The sequence below is a fragment of the Stackebrandtia soli genome (assembly GCF_965137155.1).
Lineage (GTDB): Bacteria > Actinomycetota > Actinomycetes > Mycobacteriales > Micromonosporaceae > Stackebrandtia > Stackebrandtia soli.
In genome coordinates this window covers 78,722-94,020 of record NZ_CBCRZX010000010.1, presented here as the reverse complement: position 1 = coordinate 94,020, position 15,299 = coordinate 78,722, and the positions used below count along the sequence as shown (strand labels likewise).

At 67.4% G+C, this 15,299-nt stretch carries 12 protein-coding genes; 9 read left to right on the top strand and 3 right to left on the bottom strand.

The window, feature by feature from the left end:
• Positions 1-83: 83 nt before the first annotated feature.
• Positions 84-1,034, bottom strand: a complete 951-nt coding sequence (locus ACM9NP_RS08910) for a trypsin-like serine peptidase (protein ID WP_415646141.1) — start codon at positions 1,032-1,034, stop codon at positions 84-86.
• 443 nt (positions 1,035-1,477) lie between these two features.
• Here ACM9NP_RS08910 and ppdK point away from each other — a divergent pair, with 443 nt between their 5' ends.
• The 3 genes from ppdK to ACM9NP_RS08895 all read left to right on the top strand — a co-directional run bounded on the left by ppdK (position 1,478) and on the right by ACM9NP_RS08895 (position 5,371).
• Complete coding sequence (ppdK, locus tag ACM9NP_RS08905) at positions 1,478-4,126, top strand: pyruvate, phosphate dikinase (protein WP_415646140.1); 2,649 nt, start codon at positions 1,478-1,480, stop codon at positions 4,124-4,126.
• 203 nt (positions 4,127-4,329) lie between these two features.
• Positions 4,330-4,677, top strand: coding sequence for a VOC family protein (locus ACM9NP_RS08900; RefSeq protein ID WP_415646139.1), 348 nt, complete (start codon positions 4,330-4,332; stop codon positions 4,675-4,677).
• A gap of 109 nt (positions 4,678-4,786) precedes the next feature.
• A complete protein-coding gene (locus tag ACM9NP_RS08895; protein ID WP_415646138.1) occupies positions 4,787-5,371 on the top strand; it encodes an NUDIX domain-containing protein in 585 nt (194 codons plus the stop codon).
• A 73-nt stretch (positions 5,372-5,444) separates the two neighbouring features.
• Here the strand turns inward: ACM9NP_RS08895 and ACM9NP_RS08890 are convergent, their stop codons facing one another.
• The gene (locus ACM9NP_RS08890; protein ID WP_415646137.1) at positions 5,445-7,298 is read right to left on the bottom strand and encodes a hypothetical protein; all 1,854 of its coding nucleotides are present in this window, start codon (positions 7,296-7,298) and stop codon (positions 5,445-5,447) included.
• Positions 7,299-7,802: 504 nt separating this feature from the next.
• Here ACM9NP_RS08890 and dnaG point away from each other — a divergent pair.
• From dnaG to ACM9NP_RS08865, 5 genes are read left to right on the top strand one after another with little or no spacing between them, the layout of a single operon-like run.
• Positions 7,803-9,656, top strand: a complete 1,854-nt coding sequence (dnaG, locus tag ACM9NP_RS08885) for a DNA primase (protein WP_415646136.1) — start codon at positions 7,803-7,805, stop codon at positions 9,654-9,656.
• 52 nt (positions 9,657-9,708) lie between these two features.
• Positions 9,709-10,650 (top strand): ABC transporter ATP-binding protein, encoded by a 942-nt coding sequence (locus ACM9NP_RS08880; protein WP_415646135.1) that lies wholly within the window; start codon positions 9,709-9,711, stop codon positions 10,648-10,650.
• A 15-nt stretch (positions 10,651-10,665) separates the two neighbouring features.
• Complete coding sequence (locus tag ACM9NP_RS08875) at positions 10,666-11,430, top strand: ABC transporter permease (RefSeq protein WP_415646134.1); 765 nt, start codon at positions 10,666-10,668, stop codon at positions 11,428-11,430.
• Positions 11,431-11,443: 13 nt separating this feature from the next.
• Positions 11,444-12,241 (top strand): ABC transporter permease, encoded by a 798-nt coding sequence (locus ACM9NP_RS08870; protein ID WP_415646133.1) that lies wholly within the window; start codon positions 11,444-11,446, stop codon positions 12,239-12,241.
• 41 nt (positions 12,242-12,282) lie between these two features.
• Positions 12,283-13,164: a ThuA domain-containing protein gene (locus ACM9NP_RS08865; protein ID WP_415646132.1), complete on the top strand. Its 882-nt coding sequence runs from the start codon at positions 12,283-12,285 to the stop codon at positions 13,162-13,164.
• Positions 13,165-13,276: 112 nt separating this feature from the next.
• On the opposite strand, the gene ACM9NP_RS08860 is transcribed toward ACM9NP_RS08865, so the two are convergent.
• Positions 13,277-13,612, bottom strand: a complete 336-nt coding sequence (locus ACM9NP_RS08860; RefSeq protein ID WP_415646131.1) for a YtxH domain-containing protein — start codon at positions 13,610-13,612, stop codon at positions 13,277-13,279.
• Positions 13,613-14,022: 410 nt separating this feature from the next.
• Between ACM9NP_RS08860 and ACM9NP_RS08855 the strand changes: the two genes are divergently transcribed.
• A complete protein-coding gene (locus tag ACM9NP_RS08855; protein WP_415646130.1) occupies positions 14,023-15,288 on the top strand; it encodes an AAA family ATPase in 1,266 nt (421 codons plus the stop codon).
• Positions 15,289-15,299 lie beyond the last annotated feature (11 nt).

Here is a 15,299-nt window from a genome sequence, read left to right as displayed (position 1 = left end):
GAGCGGTGTGATCTGCTTCGGCGCGATCGTCGGCCCTGCCTTATTCCACATAAGACAGGGCCGATCCGCCGTTCAGCGGGTGTCTAGCTCTGAGCGGTGTTGTAGAGGTTCTGGGCGTCCGTTCCGAAGTGCGGGCCGAACATCGTGCCGGGGAGGAAGACGTAGCCGAAGCTGTTGACGGATCCCTGGAGGCCGGTGCCGGTGGACTCGTTGAACTCGTAGAACCACGGGCCGCCGCTGGAGCCGCCCGTCATGTCGCACGAGAGGCCGTGGTCCTGCGTCAATAGGAAGTCCTTGAACGCGGTGCCGCTGCAGTAGATGAACTTCGAGCCGTCGTAGGGGTCGGCGGCGGGGAACCCGAAGGAGTACATCACCTGGTTGTAGGCGCCGTTGAACTTCAAGCCCTGGCCGCCGACGAGGTCGGTGAGGAGCTTTCCGTTGAGCGGAGCGACGACGGCGGCGCCGACGTCGAAGTTCATGTCCTCACTGGCCTCCCACTGCGGGGTGGTCAGCGTCTCGGTGGCGGTCCACTGTCCCCACGGCGACTGTCCATCATGGTAGCCGGGGACGAAGGTCCAGTTGGTGTGCCACGTTCCCTGGTACTTGACGCAGTGGCCGGCCGTGATGACGGTGCTCTTGTTCGTGCTCGTCACGGCGTTGCCGGAGCAGGAGGCGTTGCGTCCGTCCATGGTGAAGAAGACGCGGCCCGCGGTGGTGACGACGTCGCCGCCGCCCGTCCACGGTCCGCCGCCTTCGGGCACGGCCGAGACGTGGCCGTCCGTCGGCGAGACGGTGAGTTCGTCACCGGTGGGAACTTCGCCGGAGAGATCGGCGGGGGTGGCTTCGAGCAGGTCGAGCGGGGTCGCCTCGCGCATGCGCTCGGCCGTCCAGTAACCGGGTTCGGGGGCGTCGGCCGTGTGCACGACCGCGCCGTTGACGGCGGTGGTGCCGGGGTCCGCCGACGACATGCCGGGTCCCGTCACGGCCAAAGCCGTACCGAGCCCCGCCAGGAGTATGAGTCGGGCTTTTCTCATGGTTGCCGGGTCCTCGCTTTCGGAATCCACGCGTTGGGGACACGTGGCCTGATATTGAGACATCGAAGTCTATAAGTCACTTAGTGACCGGCGCCACCCCGTGCGTCACCCTCAGTTGGCGAATGACGCCATGAATACCCCGTTTTATGGCAGTTTTGTGGTCGGTCGACTACGGCTTCGGCTCGTGGAGGTGCATTGATAAACGTCGATTGAATGTGGGCCGATAGGTGCGGATGGACGCCGCGTACGGCGCCGAGCGGCGGGCGTCGTGGGCGCCTGACGCGCTCTGGGTGCGTGCTCGTGCGCGTGAATCCGGAATCGCGCGCGCGCCCGCGCGAAACGTGGTGGGGTATCTGACAGAAGGCTTCACATTCGACTGAATGGTCGTTAACCTCACCGGCACCACGCGAATCGGCCGCGTAACACAGTCTGGAGGCCCTGGGGTGACTACCTACGCGTATGACTTCTCCTTCGGAGACAAAGACCAGAAGGACCTGCTGGGTGGCAAAGGCGCCAACCTCGCGGAAATGACGAAGCTTGGGCTGCCCGTGCCGCCCGGCTTCACGATCACGACCGAGGCATGCCGTCACTACCTCTCGACCGGAGAACCCCCGGCCGAGCTCTCCGAGCAAGTACGCGAGCGCCTGTCCGCCCTCGAGACCGCCATGGGACGCCGCCTCGGCGCCGCCGAAGACCCGCTGCTCGTGTCGGTCCGATCCGGCGCCAAGTTCTCGATGCCCGGCATGATGGACACCGTCCTCAACGTCGGCCTGTGCGACGCGACCGTCGAGGGTCTCGCTCAGCAGTCCGGTGATTCCCGTTTCGCGTGGGACTCTTACCGCCGACTCGTCCAGATGTTCGCGAAGACGGTGCTCGGGCTTCCCGGTGACGTCTTCGAAGAGGCGATCGACGACGCGAAGGAACGCGCGGGTGTCAGTGCCGACGTCGACCTGGACACCGACGCGCTCCGCGATCTCGTCAAGAGATTCAAGGAGCTCATCACCACGCACACGGGCCACGACTTCCCACAGGACCCGCACGAGCAGCTGTGGCAGACGATCGAGGCCGTCTTCCGCTCCTGGAACTCGGAGCGGGCCGTCCTGTACCGACGCACGGAGCGCATTCCGGACGAGCTAGGCACCGCCGTCAACATCGTCGGCATGGTGTTCGGCAATCTCGGGTCGGACTCGGGCACCGGCGTCGCGTTCACCCGCGACCCCGCGACCGGCCGTCGTGGTGCGTACGGCGACTACCTCGCCAACGCGCAGGGAGAGGACGTCGTCGCGGGCATCCGCAACACCATTCCGCTGCATCGGCTCGGCGAGACCGACCCCAACGCGTACAACGCCTTGCTGCGGGCGATGGACACCCTGGAAAGTCACTACCGGGACCTGTGCGACATTGAGTTCACGATCGAGCGTGGCAAGCTCTGGATGCTGCAGACCCGGGTCGGGAAGCGCACTGCGGCGGCCGCGTTCACGATCGCGGCGGCGTTGTGCGAGGAGGGCGTCATCTCCGCGGACGAGGCGTTGACCCGCGTGTCCGGGGAACAGCTGTCCCGGTTGATGTTCCCGACCTTCGACGCACCCGAGGACGCGACGCCGGTCGCGACGGGCGTGCCTGCGGCGCCGGGCGCGGCCGTCGGTGTCGCCGTCTTCGACTCGCGGCGCGCGGTCGAGCGCGCGGCCGCGGGGGACGCCGTGGTGCTGGTACGGCGCGAGACCAATCCGGACGATCTGCCGGGCATGATCGCGGCGCAGGGGATTCTGACCTCCCGGGGAGGCAAGACCTCGCACGCGGCGGTCGTCGCGCGCGGAATGGGAACGACCTGCGTGTGCGGTGCCGACGAACTGACGGTCGGCGCCGACTCGATGCGGACCTCGGACGGGACGGTGATCAACGAGGGCGACGTCATCTCCGTCGACGGGGACACCGGCGCGGTGTACGTCGGGGAGGTGCCGGTGAAGCCGTCGCCGGTGGTCTCCTACTTCGAGACGGGTGAGGTCGGCGAGGACGACGCGCTCGTCCACGCGGTCGACGTGATCATGCGTCGCGCCGATGGCGCGAGGCGACTCGCGGTGCGCGCCAACGCGGACACGGGTGAGGACGCCGCCCGTGCCCGACGTTTCGGCGCGACCGGGATCGGCTTGTGCCGCACGGAGCACATGTTCCTCGGCGATCGACGTCAGCTGGTGGAACGCCTGGTGCTCGCGACGTCCGATGAGGACCGGGACGCGGTGTTGGGCGAACTGCTCGTGTTGCAGCGCGACGACTTCGTCGAGATCCTGTCTGCGATGGACGGTTACCCCGTGACGATCCGTCTGCTGGATCCGCCACTGCACGAGTTCCTTCCGTCGCTTGTGGATATATCGGTGAAGGCGGTGACGGAACCGAGCGAACAGACGGAGGAGTTGCTGGCCGCCGTCCGTCGGATGCACGAGCAGAACCCGATGCTCGGTCTTCGCGGGGTTCGGTTGGGGCTGATGATTCCCGGCCTGTATCGGATGCAGGTACGGGCGATCGCGCAGGCCGCGGCCCGGCTGCGGGCGGACGGCGGTGACCCGCGCCCGGAGATCATGGTGCCGCTCGTCGCGGCGGCGAGGGAGTTGGCGATCGTTCGCGAGTGGACGAAGTCGATACTCGACGAGGAGGGGATCGACGCTCCGGTCGGCACGATGATCGAGGTCCCGCGCGCGGCGATGACGGCCGCCGAGATAGCCGAACACGCCGACTTCTTCTCCTTCGGCACCAACGATCTCACTCAGATGAGCTGGGCCTTTTCGCGAGACGACGTGGAGGGATCGTTCTTCAGCGAGTACCTCGAACTCGGAGTCTTCCCGGTGTCACCGTTCGCGGAGTTGGACACCAGCGGCGTCGGTCGGCTCGTGGCGATCGCGTCCGACGAAGGCCGCGAACGTCGCCCCGAACTCCACCTCGGTGTCTGCGGTGAGCACGGCGGTGACCCGCATTCGATCCGGTTCTTCCACGAGACCGGTCTCGACTACGTGTCCTGTTCCCCGTTCCGAGTACCGGTCGCGCGCTTGTCCGCTGGTCAGGCCGTCGTCGAACGTTCCGATTCGGACACCCGTTGACGCGTTGCGGCCCAATCATTCGTGACGATCGGGCCGCAATGATCCGTCCCTTTCGCGCCGTCCTGGTTGACCCGTGAGCGAATATCGGGTAGTAGTCATGATGCAACCAATCGCAACTGGGAGATAGTTCAATACGTCGCGGTGTCCCCACCGTGCGGTGGACTCCTCGGTCGCTACCCCCTTTCGATCGTGAGGAGTCCAGGGTGGCCAGTCGGTGGTATTCGACGGTGGTCGACGCGCGAGACCCGAGACGCCTCGCGCACTGGTGGGCGGAGGTGCTCGGATTTCGCGTCGTTTACGAGACGATCGGGGAGACGGCGATTCGCGGCGACGGTCATCCCGGCCTGGTGTTCGTTCCCGTCGCGGCGGACAAGATCGTGAAGAACCGCCTGCACCTGGACCTGGAACCCGATGATCAGGACGCCGAGGTCGAGCGCCTCGTCGACATGGGCGCCCGGCATGTCGATGTTGGACAGAAGCGCGTTCCGTGGGTCGTCCTGGCCGACCCCGAGGGCAACGAGTTCTGCGTCCTGGCCGCACGGGAACGGTGACCTTCGGCTTCTCCCGTTCTCGGCGACGGCCGACGATCCCGGACGCCGAACGTCCGAATGCGTCAACGAAACCGCCCGCCGACTTGAGCGCGGCCATAGCCTGGCCGACATGACGACGAAACGTCCCGGATTCGGGATTCGCGATGAAGCCGCGTCCATATTGCTCGCCGCGCACACACCGATCGCGACGATGACGACGGTCTGGGCCAACGGGGCGATGCCGTTGCGGTGCAGCGCGTTCGACGGACCGGCCTCGCTTCCCGACCACCTGAGCGGTTCGGTCCGCTGCCTCGTTCGCGTCGGCGGTGAGCTCGTCTGCTGCGAGAACGAGGGCGGCACCCACCCCTGGCCGGGAGGGCGGGCCGAACCTGGAGAGTCGATCGTGGAGACGGCTGTCCGCGAGGTGCACGAGGAGACCGGGTGGTTCCTTCTGCCGGACAGTGTGCGCGTCGTCGGGTGGCTCCACTATGAACACCAGGCGCCGATGTGGGAGGACTATCGGCTCCCGTACCCGGATTTTTTCCAGACGGTCGTGGTCGGTCGGGCGGACCGTCGCGACGCAGGCCACGTCGCCGATCTCGACGGGGGCTACGAGCAGCGTCACTGGCTCGAGAGTCCGGAGACCGTGCCGAGCCTGCCGAGGATGACACCGCTCGCGGCGCCGTTCCTGCGTTACGCGTTCACCGAGGATTGAACCCGACGTTCCACCGTCGAACCGGGACGCGAAGCGGGGCGCCGACCATGTCGACGCCCCGCGAATGGATGACTCAGGACTGGTCGAGAGCCGTCGACACCGCGAACGGTTTGCCGGGCGCCTTCAGCCCGCCGCCGTACTCGAAGGCACCGGCGGCGAGATCGACCTTGGTTCCGTCGGCGAGTTTGCCGGGACCGTATCGATAGGTGTGCAGCGTCTCGCCGGTGTAGTCGGCGACGGTCACGGTCCGCACGCTGGTGCCGCCACCGTCGGAGTCGACCGTGTCGGGACTGTCCTGTGCGCACACCGGGTCGACGAGGCGGGAATCGCGCAAGGTCTGAGTGACCTTGCCGTCATCGGGCTTGACCCAGGTGACGGAGCGATCCTCCCTGGACGTGGCGATCAGTCCGCTGTTGTCGGTCGTGGCGGACAAGCAGGTCGCCGCACCCGGCAGGTCGGTCGTACCGTCCTGCTTCGGGGCGGCCGGGTCGGCGACGTCGAATCGCAGGAGCGCGCCCGAGGTGGTCGCGACGTGCGCCGTCTCCCCGATCGCCGCGACGGCGGTCGGTTCAGCGTCCACGTCGGCGACACCGGTGACGACCGGGGCGAAGTCGGCGTTGACACCGAACGTCGGCGGCCATGCCTCGTCCTTCTTCCCCGGTGACGCGTACGCGGCAGGTTCTCCGGAGAAGTACGTCTTACCGATGACGTCCAGCATCTTCGACAGGTCGATCCACTGGAGCTTCTTCTCCGCCTGCGAGGCGACGACGACGAAACCGGAGGTCGCGAGGTCGTCCGCGAAAGGCGCGCGTCCCTGCTCGGTGGACAGATCGGCGGTCCTACGGTCGACGAAGCCGTTGCTGTAGTTCGTGCTCGTCGCGACGGCGGTCGGCGCGGCGAGATCGGGCAGGTCGACGAAACCCAGGAGTTTCGCGAAACCGAAATGCCCGGGGTTCGGCAGGCCCGGCTGCGGAGACGGCCACGAGGACGCGTACGTCCCGGCCTTGTCTCCGAGCGCGATCACCGCGAGTCGTCCACGCAGTTCGGCCGTGTCCCACACCGTGACGAAGGCGAACTCGTTCGCGGGGGTGATGGTCACGGCCGTCGGGACCTGTCCCTTGGGCAACTGCACGCACGTGCCGCCCTGGGCTCCGGAGATTCCCGTCGTCGCGATGGCCCCGGTCGAGAACGCGACGACGGCGTGCGCGGCGCGCGCCGAGTCGTCGGCGCGGTCGAGCGCGACGACGCGTCCGAGGTCCGCTCCCTTCAGGCATTTCGCGGTCGACCCGTCGGTGAGCTCGGGTTCGGCGGCGTCGGCGGAGAACCGTCCACCCGGCCGGGGAGTGAAGCCGATCGAGGAGTCGGTCGTCTCGACGGTCGTGACGTGTCCGACGCCCGGACCGGAGCTCTCGACGAACGCGAACTGACCCTGCACGTTCTTCGGGGTCGTCAGGGCCGAGTCGTCGCCGTACTGCGCGAGATGGTCGAGTTTGTCGTCGAAGTCGATTTCGGTGGCCTTCGGCTGGTCGATGGCGTCACCTCCGTCCGACCCGCTCGGGGCGCCGTAACGCCAGTTGATCCAGGCGTCGGAGCCGACGTCGGCGGCCAGTTGCGCGTAGACGTCGGGGTCGATGGCGCCGTCGGAGTCGATCAGGCTCGGTCTGGGTGCCTCGGGGTCCTCCTCCGATTCACCCGGAGGGATGATCGTGCCGCCGGCCATCGCGATGATGACGACGATCAGGCCGATGGCGATCGCGCCGCCTATTCCGTAGATCGTCATGCGGACGCCGCGACCGTGGGTCGGCGGCGGCTGCGCGAGGACCCGCTTCGGCGCGGGTTCAGCCGGTGGGGCGGGATCCGGTTGACGGTCTGCCGCCGTCGCCTGCGCGGGGACGACCGGCAGCCGGTCGTCGTGGCCGCTCGGCATCGGGGACTCCGGCGGACGGAAACCGTCGAATCCGGTGGGCGCGGGTGGGGCGCCGAAACCGTGCGAAGGAGAGGTCGGCTCGGGCCGGTACGGCTCACCATCCACTCGGGAGGGGACTGGCCATTCCGGCGGCGGTGTCTCAGCCGCCGGAACGGGAGGATGGGTGATGTCACCACCTGTGACGTTCGGCCGCGAAGTGGGCTCATCCTGCAACGGAAGTGGCGGCCACTGCGGGGGGTGCTCGTGGTGCTCGGGCGTTCGGTCCGGCATGGTTGGCGAGCCTATCGGATCTCGATACGTGAGTGCCAGGGGCGAATTGTCCGACCCCGGAGGCTTTTGTGATATGCCGCTTCGCACACCCCGAAGTGGCCACGGGGGACGCCTGACCGGCGCGGGGAGAATGAAGCGGGTCTCGTACGCTTCAGGCACCGCCCGATGAGTGTTGACGCTCGTCACCGCCCTCGTCGGTGGGGTCCCCAGCAGCAGCTCACATGGAGGTGACACGTGGTCGGTCGCATTCGCACGGCTGACGTCGCGCTGGTGCGGGAACGCACCTCGATCGACGATGTCATCGCCGAGCACGTGACGTTGACGAACGCGGGCGGAGGGAACCTGAAAGGGTTGTGCCCGTTCCACGACGAACGGTCACCCAGCTTCAACGTCACGCCGTCCCGGGGTTTCTGGCACTGCTTCGGCTGTGGTGCCGGCGGGGACGTCATCACCTTCCTCACGCAGCTCGAGCATTTGAGCTTCGCCGAGGCGGTGGAACGGCTCGCGGCCCGAGCCGGGATCACGCTGCACTACGAGACGACCGACGGTCGCTCGTCCCGTCCGTCGATGCCGACGGGACAGCGGCAGCGCCTCGTCGCGGCGAACGCCGAGGCCGCGGCCTTCTACAGTGAGCAGTTGTCGACACCGCAGGCGCAGCCCGCCCGCGAGTTCCTCGCTCAGCGCGGCTTCGATCGGGACGCGGCCGTCACCTACGGCTGTGGTTTCGCGCCGGACAACTGGGACAGCCTCTCCAAACACATGCGGCAGAAGGGTTTCACCGTCGACGAACTGACGACGGCGGGCCTGGTGAAGACCGCGCGGTCCGGGAGCGTCATCGACCGATTCCGGGGTCGACTCATCTGGCCGATCCGCGACATCGGCGGCGACGTGATCGGCTTCGGGGCGCGGCGCCTGTTGGAGGACGACAACGGCCCGAAGTACCTGAACACGCCCGAGACGCCGCTGTACAAGAAGTCCCACGTCCTCTACGGGATCGACTCGGCCAAACGCGAGATAGCCAAGACGCGGGAAGTCGTCATCGTCGAGGGCTACACCGATGTGATGGCCTGTCACCTCGCCGGAGTGCCGACCGCCGTCGCGACGTGCGGCACGTCCTTTGGCACCGACCACATCACCGTGCTTCGTCGGCTGCTCATGGACACGGACGAGTTCGCCGGAAAGATCGTGTTCACATTCGACGGTGACGAGGCCGGCCAGCGCGCCGCGTTGAAGGCGTTCTCCGACGAACAGCGGTTCGCGTCGCAGACGTACATCGCCGTGTCCCCCGGCGGGATGGACCCGTGCGAACTGCGGATGGCCTCCGGCGACGGCGCCGTTCGGGAGCTCATCGCGGGCCGCGAACGGCTCGTCGAGTTCGCGTTGCGGTCGACCCTCGCCACCCACGATCTGGACAGTGTGGAGGGACGGGTGGCGGCGTTGCGCGCGACGGCACCGCTGGTCGCCAAGATCAAGGACCGCGCGACGAGGCCCCGCTACGCGAACTGGCTCGCGGGCCGACTCGGGGAGGACGTCGAGACGGTTCGCCAGTGGGTGCACACGGCGGCCAAGGGCGAGGCACCGCCCCAGCCGCCCCCGAGTCGAGCCGTTCCCGTCGACAGCCCGCAGCGCAAACGCGAACGCGAAGCGCTCAAACTCGCCCTTCAATATCCCGAACTCGCCGGGCCGTACTTCGACGAGGTCGACGAGACCTACTTCCTCGACCCCATCCACGTCTCGGTCCGTCTGGCCATCCGCGAGGCGGGCGGAGCGGCGACGGCCCCCGACGGTCCCAACTGGATCGCCGCCGTCACCGCCGCCTGCACGGACCTGGTCGCAGCGGCGGTCGTCGCGGAGCTCGCCGTGGAACCGCTGCGACGCGCCACCCCGCCCGACGGCCACTACGTGAGCGTCGTCCTCGCCGGAGTCCGCCGCCCCGCCACGGAAAGCCGGATGTTGGAACTCAAGTCCAAGGTGCAGCGCATCAACCCGCAAACCGACTTCGCGGAGTACATGCGTCTGTACCAGGAGGTCATCGCCCTTGAGGGGCAGGTGCGAGGTCTGCGCGAGCAGGAGGCGCGCGGCATGTGACGCGACCCATATTGGGATGCGAACTGTCGGACCGGGCAACTACGTTCCATCTGTGTCAGACGATCAACTTCTCATTTCGGCCAGGAACCTGGTCAAACGTTACGGCGAGTTCACCGCCGTCAAAGGCGTCGACCTGTCGATCAATCGCGGTCAGGCCTTCGGGTTCCTCGGCCCGAACGGCGCCGGGAAATCCACGACGATGCGCATGATCGGATGCGTTTCGGAACCCAGCGACGGCGAGCTCACCGTGCTCGGTCACGACGCCCGGACACAGGGCGCCGCGATTCGCGCCCGGCTCGGGGTCGTCCCCCAGGAGGACACCCTCGACACCGAGATCACCGTCTACGAGAACCTCGTCATCTACGCCCGCTACTTCGGCATCCCGTACAAGACGGCCCGCGCCCGCGCCACCGAGCTGCTCGAATTCGTGCGCCTGTCGGACCGCGCCGACGTCAAGGTAGAGGATCTCTCCGGCGGCATGAAGCGCCGCCTGACGATCGCCCGCGCGCTCGTGAACGAGCCGGACGTCATCATGCTCGACGAGCCGACGACCGGCCTCGACCCGCAGGCCAGACACCTCGTGTGGGAGCGGCTGTTCCGGCTGAAGCAGCAGGGCATCACGATCATCCTGACAACCCACTACATGGACGAGGCGGAGCAGCTGTGCGACCGACTGGTCATCATGGACGGAGGCGTCATCGCGTCGGAGGGTTCGCCCCGCGAACTCATCGACCGGCACGTCACCCGTGAGGTCGTCGAACTGCGCTTCAACGGCAAGCACACCGACGAACTCGACGACGTCGCCGACAAGCTGGTCGGCATCTCCGCAGATGTCGAGACCCTCCCGGATCGCATCCTGCTGTACACCGACACCGCCGACGTCGCCGTCGCCGAGGTCCACGACCGCCGCATCGAACCGTCCAGTGTGCTGGAACGGCGGGCGACCCTCGAAGACGTCTTCCTGCGGCTGACCGGCCGCAGCCTCATCGAATAGCCGGAGGGAATCGACATGTCTGGCACTGTCCATGCCCTCGAGCACTGGCTCTTCAACTATCGCCGCACCTGGTACGGCAGCGTCTTCTCCAGTTTCATCCTCCCGGTGCTGTTCCTCGTGTCCATCGGATACAGCGTCGGCGCCTACGTCGACGACACGAGTTCCCTCGGCGGGGTCGACTACGCCGCGTTCGTCGCTCCCGGGCTGCTCGCGTCGACCGGCCTGCAACTCATCGCCGGCGAGATGACGTGGCCGGTCTTCGCGGCCTTGCGCTGGGGAAACCAGTACAAGGCGATGCAGGCGTCGCCGTTGACACCGGCGCAGATGGTCAACGGCCACCTCCTCTACGGCCTGATCCGCGCCGTCATCGCGCTCGTCGTGTTCACGATCGTCATGGCGTTGTTCGGCATCTTCAGTACGGCCTGGGCACCGCTGGTCCTGCTACCCGCCGCGCTGACCTCGGCCTCCGTCATCGGTCTGCTGTACTCGTTCTCCATCTCGATCGAGACGGAGTCGGCACTGTCGGTCGCCCATCGCTTCGGCGTCGTGCCGATCACCCTGTTCTCCGGCGTGTTCTTTCCCTTGTCGCAGCTTCCGCAGTACCTGCAACCGATCGCGTGGCTGTCGCCGCTGTGGCACGGCGCGGAACTGTGTCGCCTCATCGTGTCCGGCACGCCCACCAGCTGGTGGTGGGGCTGGCACGCGGCCTACCTGGTCGCGCTCACCGTCCTCGGCTGGTGGCTCGCGCACCGCTGTCTCACCCGCCGTCTGACGGTCTAGAAGGGAATCCACAGTGACAGTCTTGACCATTCAATGGCTTCGTCGTCGTGCTCCCCGCGTCGGGCCGATGATCGAACGCAACTACTTCGTGCACCGCCGGTCCTGGGGCATCATCGCCACGGGAGTCCTGGAGCCGCTGTTCTACCTCCTGGGTCTCGGTGTCGGCGTCGGCGCGCTCGTCGGCGCGATTCCGTTGCCGGACGGCAGCACCGTCGACTACGCGACCTTCGTGGCCCCCGCGATGCTCGCCAACGCCGCGATGCTCGCGGCCATCTCCGAGACGACCTTCAACGTCTTCGGGAAGCTCAAGTGGGCCAAGCTTTACGACGGCATCATGAACACCCCGATGCGGCCGATGGACATCGCCTTCGGTGAGTCGATGTGGGCGCTGATTCGCGCCGCCCTGTACGTGCTGGTGTTCCTGCTCGTCATGGCCGCCTTCGGCATGGTCGCCTCGTGGTGGGCGATTCTGGCGCTGCCGGCCGCCCTCCTGATCAGCTGCGCGTTCATCGGCATCGGGTTGACGCTCTCGACGGTGTTCAAGAGCTGGACCGACTTCGACTGGATGATGTCGCTGATCTTCGTGATGTTCCTGTTCTCGGGGACGTTCACTCCGATCGAGACCTACCCGACGGTGTTCCAGTGGCTCGTGTACATCTCGCCGCTGTTCCACGGCATCGAACTGGTTCGCGGAGTCACGCTCGGCGTTCCCGAATGGTCCATGTTGATCAACGTCGCCTATTTGCTGGTGGTCGGCGCGGTCGGAGTCGCGATCGCGTCACGCCGCATGGGCAAGGTGCTCTACAAATAGCGGCTTCGGCCGCCCCAGGGTGCCGCGATAGGTTGGTGTTCATGGTGAACGGGTTGCGGCGCGCTCTCGCCGTGGTCGCGATGGTCATGCTGGTGTTCCCACTGGCCGCGGCCCCGGCGGGCGCGTCGTCGCCTGCGGTCGACGTCCTCGTGTACACGGGGACGGAACCCGGCCAGTGGGAACACGCTTCCACGTCCGCGTCCGTCGAGCTGCTGGAGATGCACGGGCGACGGTTCGGCTTCTCGGTGACGGCGACCGCCGACCCGGCCGTCTTCACCGCCGACGGGCTTGCCGACTACGACGTCGTGCTGTGGGTGAACAACACCGGGTCGACCCTGGACAGCGCGCAGCGCGTGGCCTTCGAGGAGTGGATCGGCGCCGGCGGTGGCTTCGTCGGGGTCCACGCGGCCGCCCGGGCGGAACCCGACTGGCCGTACTTCGGACGTCTCGTCGGCGCGGTCCCGGTGACGGACGAGACCGAGCCGGTGACCGGGCAGCCGATCACCGTCAACACGGGGCATCCGTCGACGAACGACATGCCGGTGGAGTGGAACGACTTCTCAGATCAGTGGTACCGCTTCGATCGGGATCCCGCGGTGGGCGAACAGGTGTCGGTCCTCGCGACGATCGATGTCGGTGATGGGGAACGGCCACTCGCGTGGTGCCAACCGTTCGAGGGCGGCCGCAGCTGGTACACCGCGCTCGGGCATTCGGCGGACGCGTACCAGAACGGCGAGTTCATGAAGATGCTGCGCGGCGGGATCTGGTGGGCCGCCGGCATGACGACACCACTGCTCGTCCAGACCCACGACGCGGCGCCGGGCTGGCCGTACATCGTGTCGTTCCTCGCGTGGATCGCGTCGATCGCGATCGGCGGGACGCTCGCGGTGGTTCGCTTGAACAGTCGCGAGGCGCTCATCTGAACCGGAGCGCTACGGCGCGGCCGAGCATCGGACTGGTCGCTTCCGACACCGGCCGCACCGTGACGTCGTCAGAGTCTGTCCCCGAACCCGCGCCGGGCTCACGGACAGGCTCTCAGAACCCTTGGGTTCCGTTGTGGCCATGCCCGTTACGGCTGGGGCCGATGCCCGCTGTCTCCCAGTGTTCGGGCCGCGGGTTCGCGGGCGGGAACTGATCGGCCCGACTGTCACCGAGGAAGCGTTCCCCCATGTGTGTCTGCTTGAGCTTCTCCCGGCAGGACTCGGCGAGTCGTTTCGCCTGCTCCTGCGCGATCTCGGTGATGTTGCGGACGATCGAGCTGTCTCGGACGGTTCGCCCGGCCTTGGCGATCTGCTCGTACCGTTCGCGGCCCGCCCTCGCCCCGAGGACGTAACCGACCGCTACCCCTGCGGCAAAGATGACCTTGCCCATGTTCGCCTCCTTGAGCGTCGATACCCGTCCCCATCTTGCCCCGCTTTGTCCGTTCCGGCACCTGAGTCTGATTTCCGGCCCCGGATCACCCCGTCCGAATCCCGCGAATCGGCGCGGGTCGACCCCTGCGGCCACCCCACGGCGCGTCTCGATCGCGCTCAGGGGACCCGGTTTTCACGGAGCGCCGCGCGACGGGGGGTTTGAGGATCCTGCCCGATTGGAGGGGTGTTCGAGGGGCTGGACCGATCGACGTCCACTGTGTTCATGCATGGCGTGTGCTTCGGCGAAGCGGCACGGTGAGAACTCGTCGCGCGCTGTCACGAGAGCCAGGTACCCCCGTGGAGCGACCACGACCCATCGGCGAAAGTTCGACAGAATCGAGTAGGTTTGCGTTCGACTTGGAGGGCATGATGGCACAGGATGACGAATTCCTCGAGGTGATCGAGGCGGAAGTGGCTCGCGATCCTCAGAATCTGGCGCTGCGAGAGGACTTCATTACTCTGCTGCTGCAGTACGATGTGGACCGTGCGGCGCACGAGGTGACCGCCTTCGAAGCGCACGGCGGCGATCCGGCGCGGGTGCGCGTGCTGCGAGCGCGTCTGATGGCGAGTCGGCTGCGCGGCGGGACGTCGAGTCCAACCCCGGCCCAGGGCGCTTCGACGCCCGTGGTCCCCGCGACGGCGGCGACCCCCGCACACCCGGAGTCCTCCACTCGTCCCGCGCCCGATCCGAGCCCGATTCCCGCCCCGGCCTCGGGCGACCCCGTTGACGACGAGGTCGAGCAGCCCGGCCTGTGGGACGCCGAACGCCCCGCCGTGACCCTCGCCGACGTCGCGGGTCTCGCCGACGTCAAGCAGCATCTCGACTCGACGTTCCTCGCGCCGCTGCGCAACCCGGAGCTCGCGGCCGCGTTCGGTCAGAAGCCCGGCGGGTCGCTGCTGATGTACGGCCCTCCGGGATGCGGCAAGACCTTCATCGCGAAGGCGATCGCGGGCGACCTCGGCGCGTCGTTTATCCACGTCACGCTCGCGGACCTGCTGAGCAAGTGGATCGGAGACAGCGAGAAGGCCATCCAGAGCGTGTTCCGGGATGCTCGTGCCGCCGTGCCCTGTGTGATCTTCTTCGACGAGTTCGACGCCCTTGGCGGACGTCGTACGTCGGGCGGTGGCGGCTCGCAGTCGATGCGCATGATCGTGACGCAGCTGCTCGAGGAGCTCGACGGGGTCACGAGCCAGAACGACGGCGTGTACTTCCTCGCCGCGACCAACCGCCCGTGGGACATCGACCCCGCGCTGCGCCGTCCGGGCCGCATCGACAAGACGGTCCTCGTGCTGCCGCCGGACACGGTCGCGCGCGCGGCGATCCTGCAGGGGGAACTCGAGGGCAAGCCCGTCGACGGCGTGGACGTCGACGCGGTCGCCGCGGCGACGGAGGGTTTCTCGGGCGCCGATATCGCACAGGTGGCGAAGATCGCGCTGCAGCAGTCCCTGACGGCGTCGATGAACGCGGGCGCGATCGTGCCGGTGACGACCGAGGGGCTGCTCGAGGCGGCAGTCGGCATCACCCCGTCGACGACGCCCTGGTTCGATCAGGTCGCGCCCGTGCTCGAGTACGGCGTCGACGACGGCACATTCGCTCAGCTGCGGGCCTACCGCGTCAAGCGCGGCATGCGATGAAACCCGGACGA

Bases quoted from the DNA above. Each gene is read 5' to 3' on its own strand.
- ACM9NP_RS08910 (WP_415646141.1), bottom strand. From the start codon at position 1,034: ATGAGAAAAGCCCGACTCATACTCCTGGCGGGGCTCGGTACGGCTTTG.
- ACM9NP_RS08860 (WP_415646131.1), bottom strand. From the start codon at position 13,612: ATGGGCAAGGTCATCTTTGCCGCAGGGGTAGCGGTCGGTTACGTCCTC.
- ACM9NP_RS08865 (WP_415646132.1), top strand. From the start codon at position 12,283: ATGGTGAACGGGTTGCGGCGCGCTCTCGCCGTGGTCGCGATGGTCATG.
- ACM9NP_RS08855 (WP_415646130.1), top strand. From the start codon at position 14,023: ATGGCACAGGATGACGAATTCCTCGAGGTGATCGAGGCGGAAGTGGCT.
- ACM9NP_RS08890 (WP_415646137.1), bottom strand. From the start codon at position 7,298: ATGCCGAGCGGCCACGACGACCGGCTGCCGGTCGTCCCCGCGCAGGCG.
- ACM9NP_RS08875 (WP_415646134.1), top strand. From the start codon at position 10,666: ATGTCTGGCACTGTCCATGCCCTCGAGCACTGGCTCTTCAACTATCGC.
- ACM9NP_RS08895 (WP_415646138.1), top strand. From the start codon at position 4,787: ATGACGACGAAACGTCCCGGATTCGGGATTCGCGATGAAGCCGCGTCC.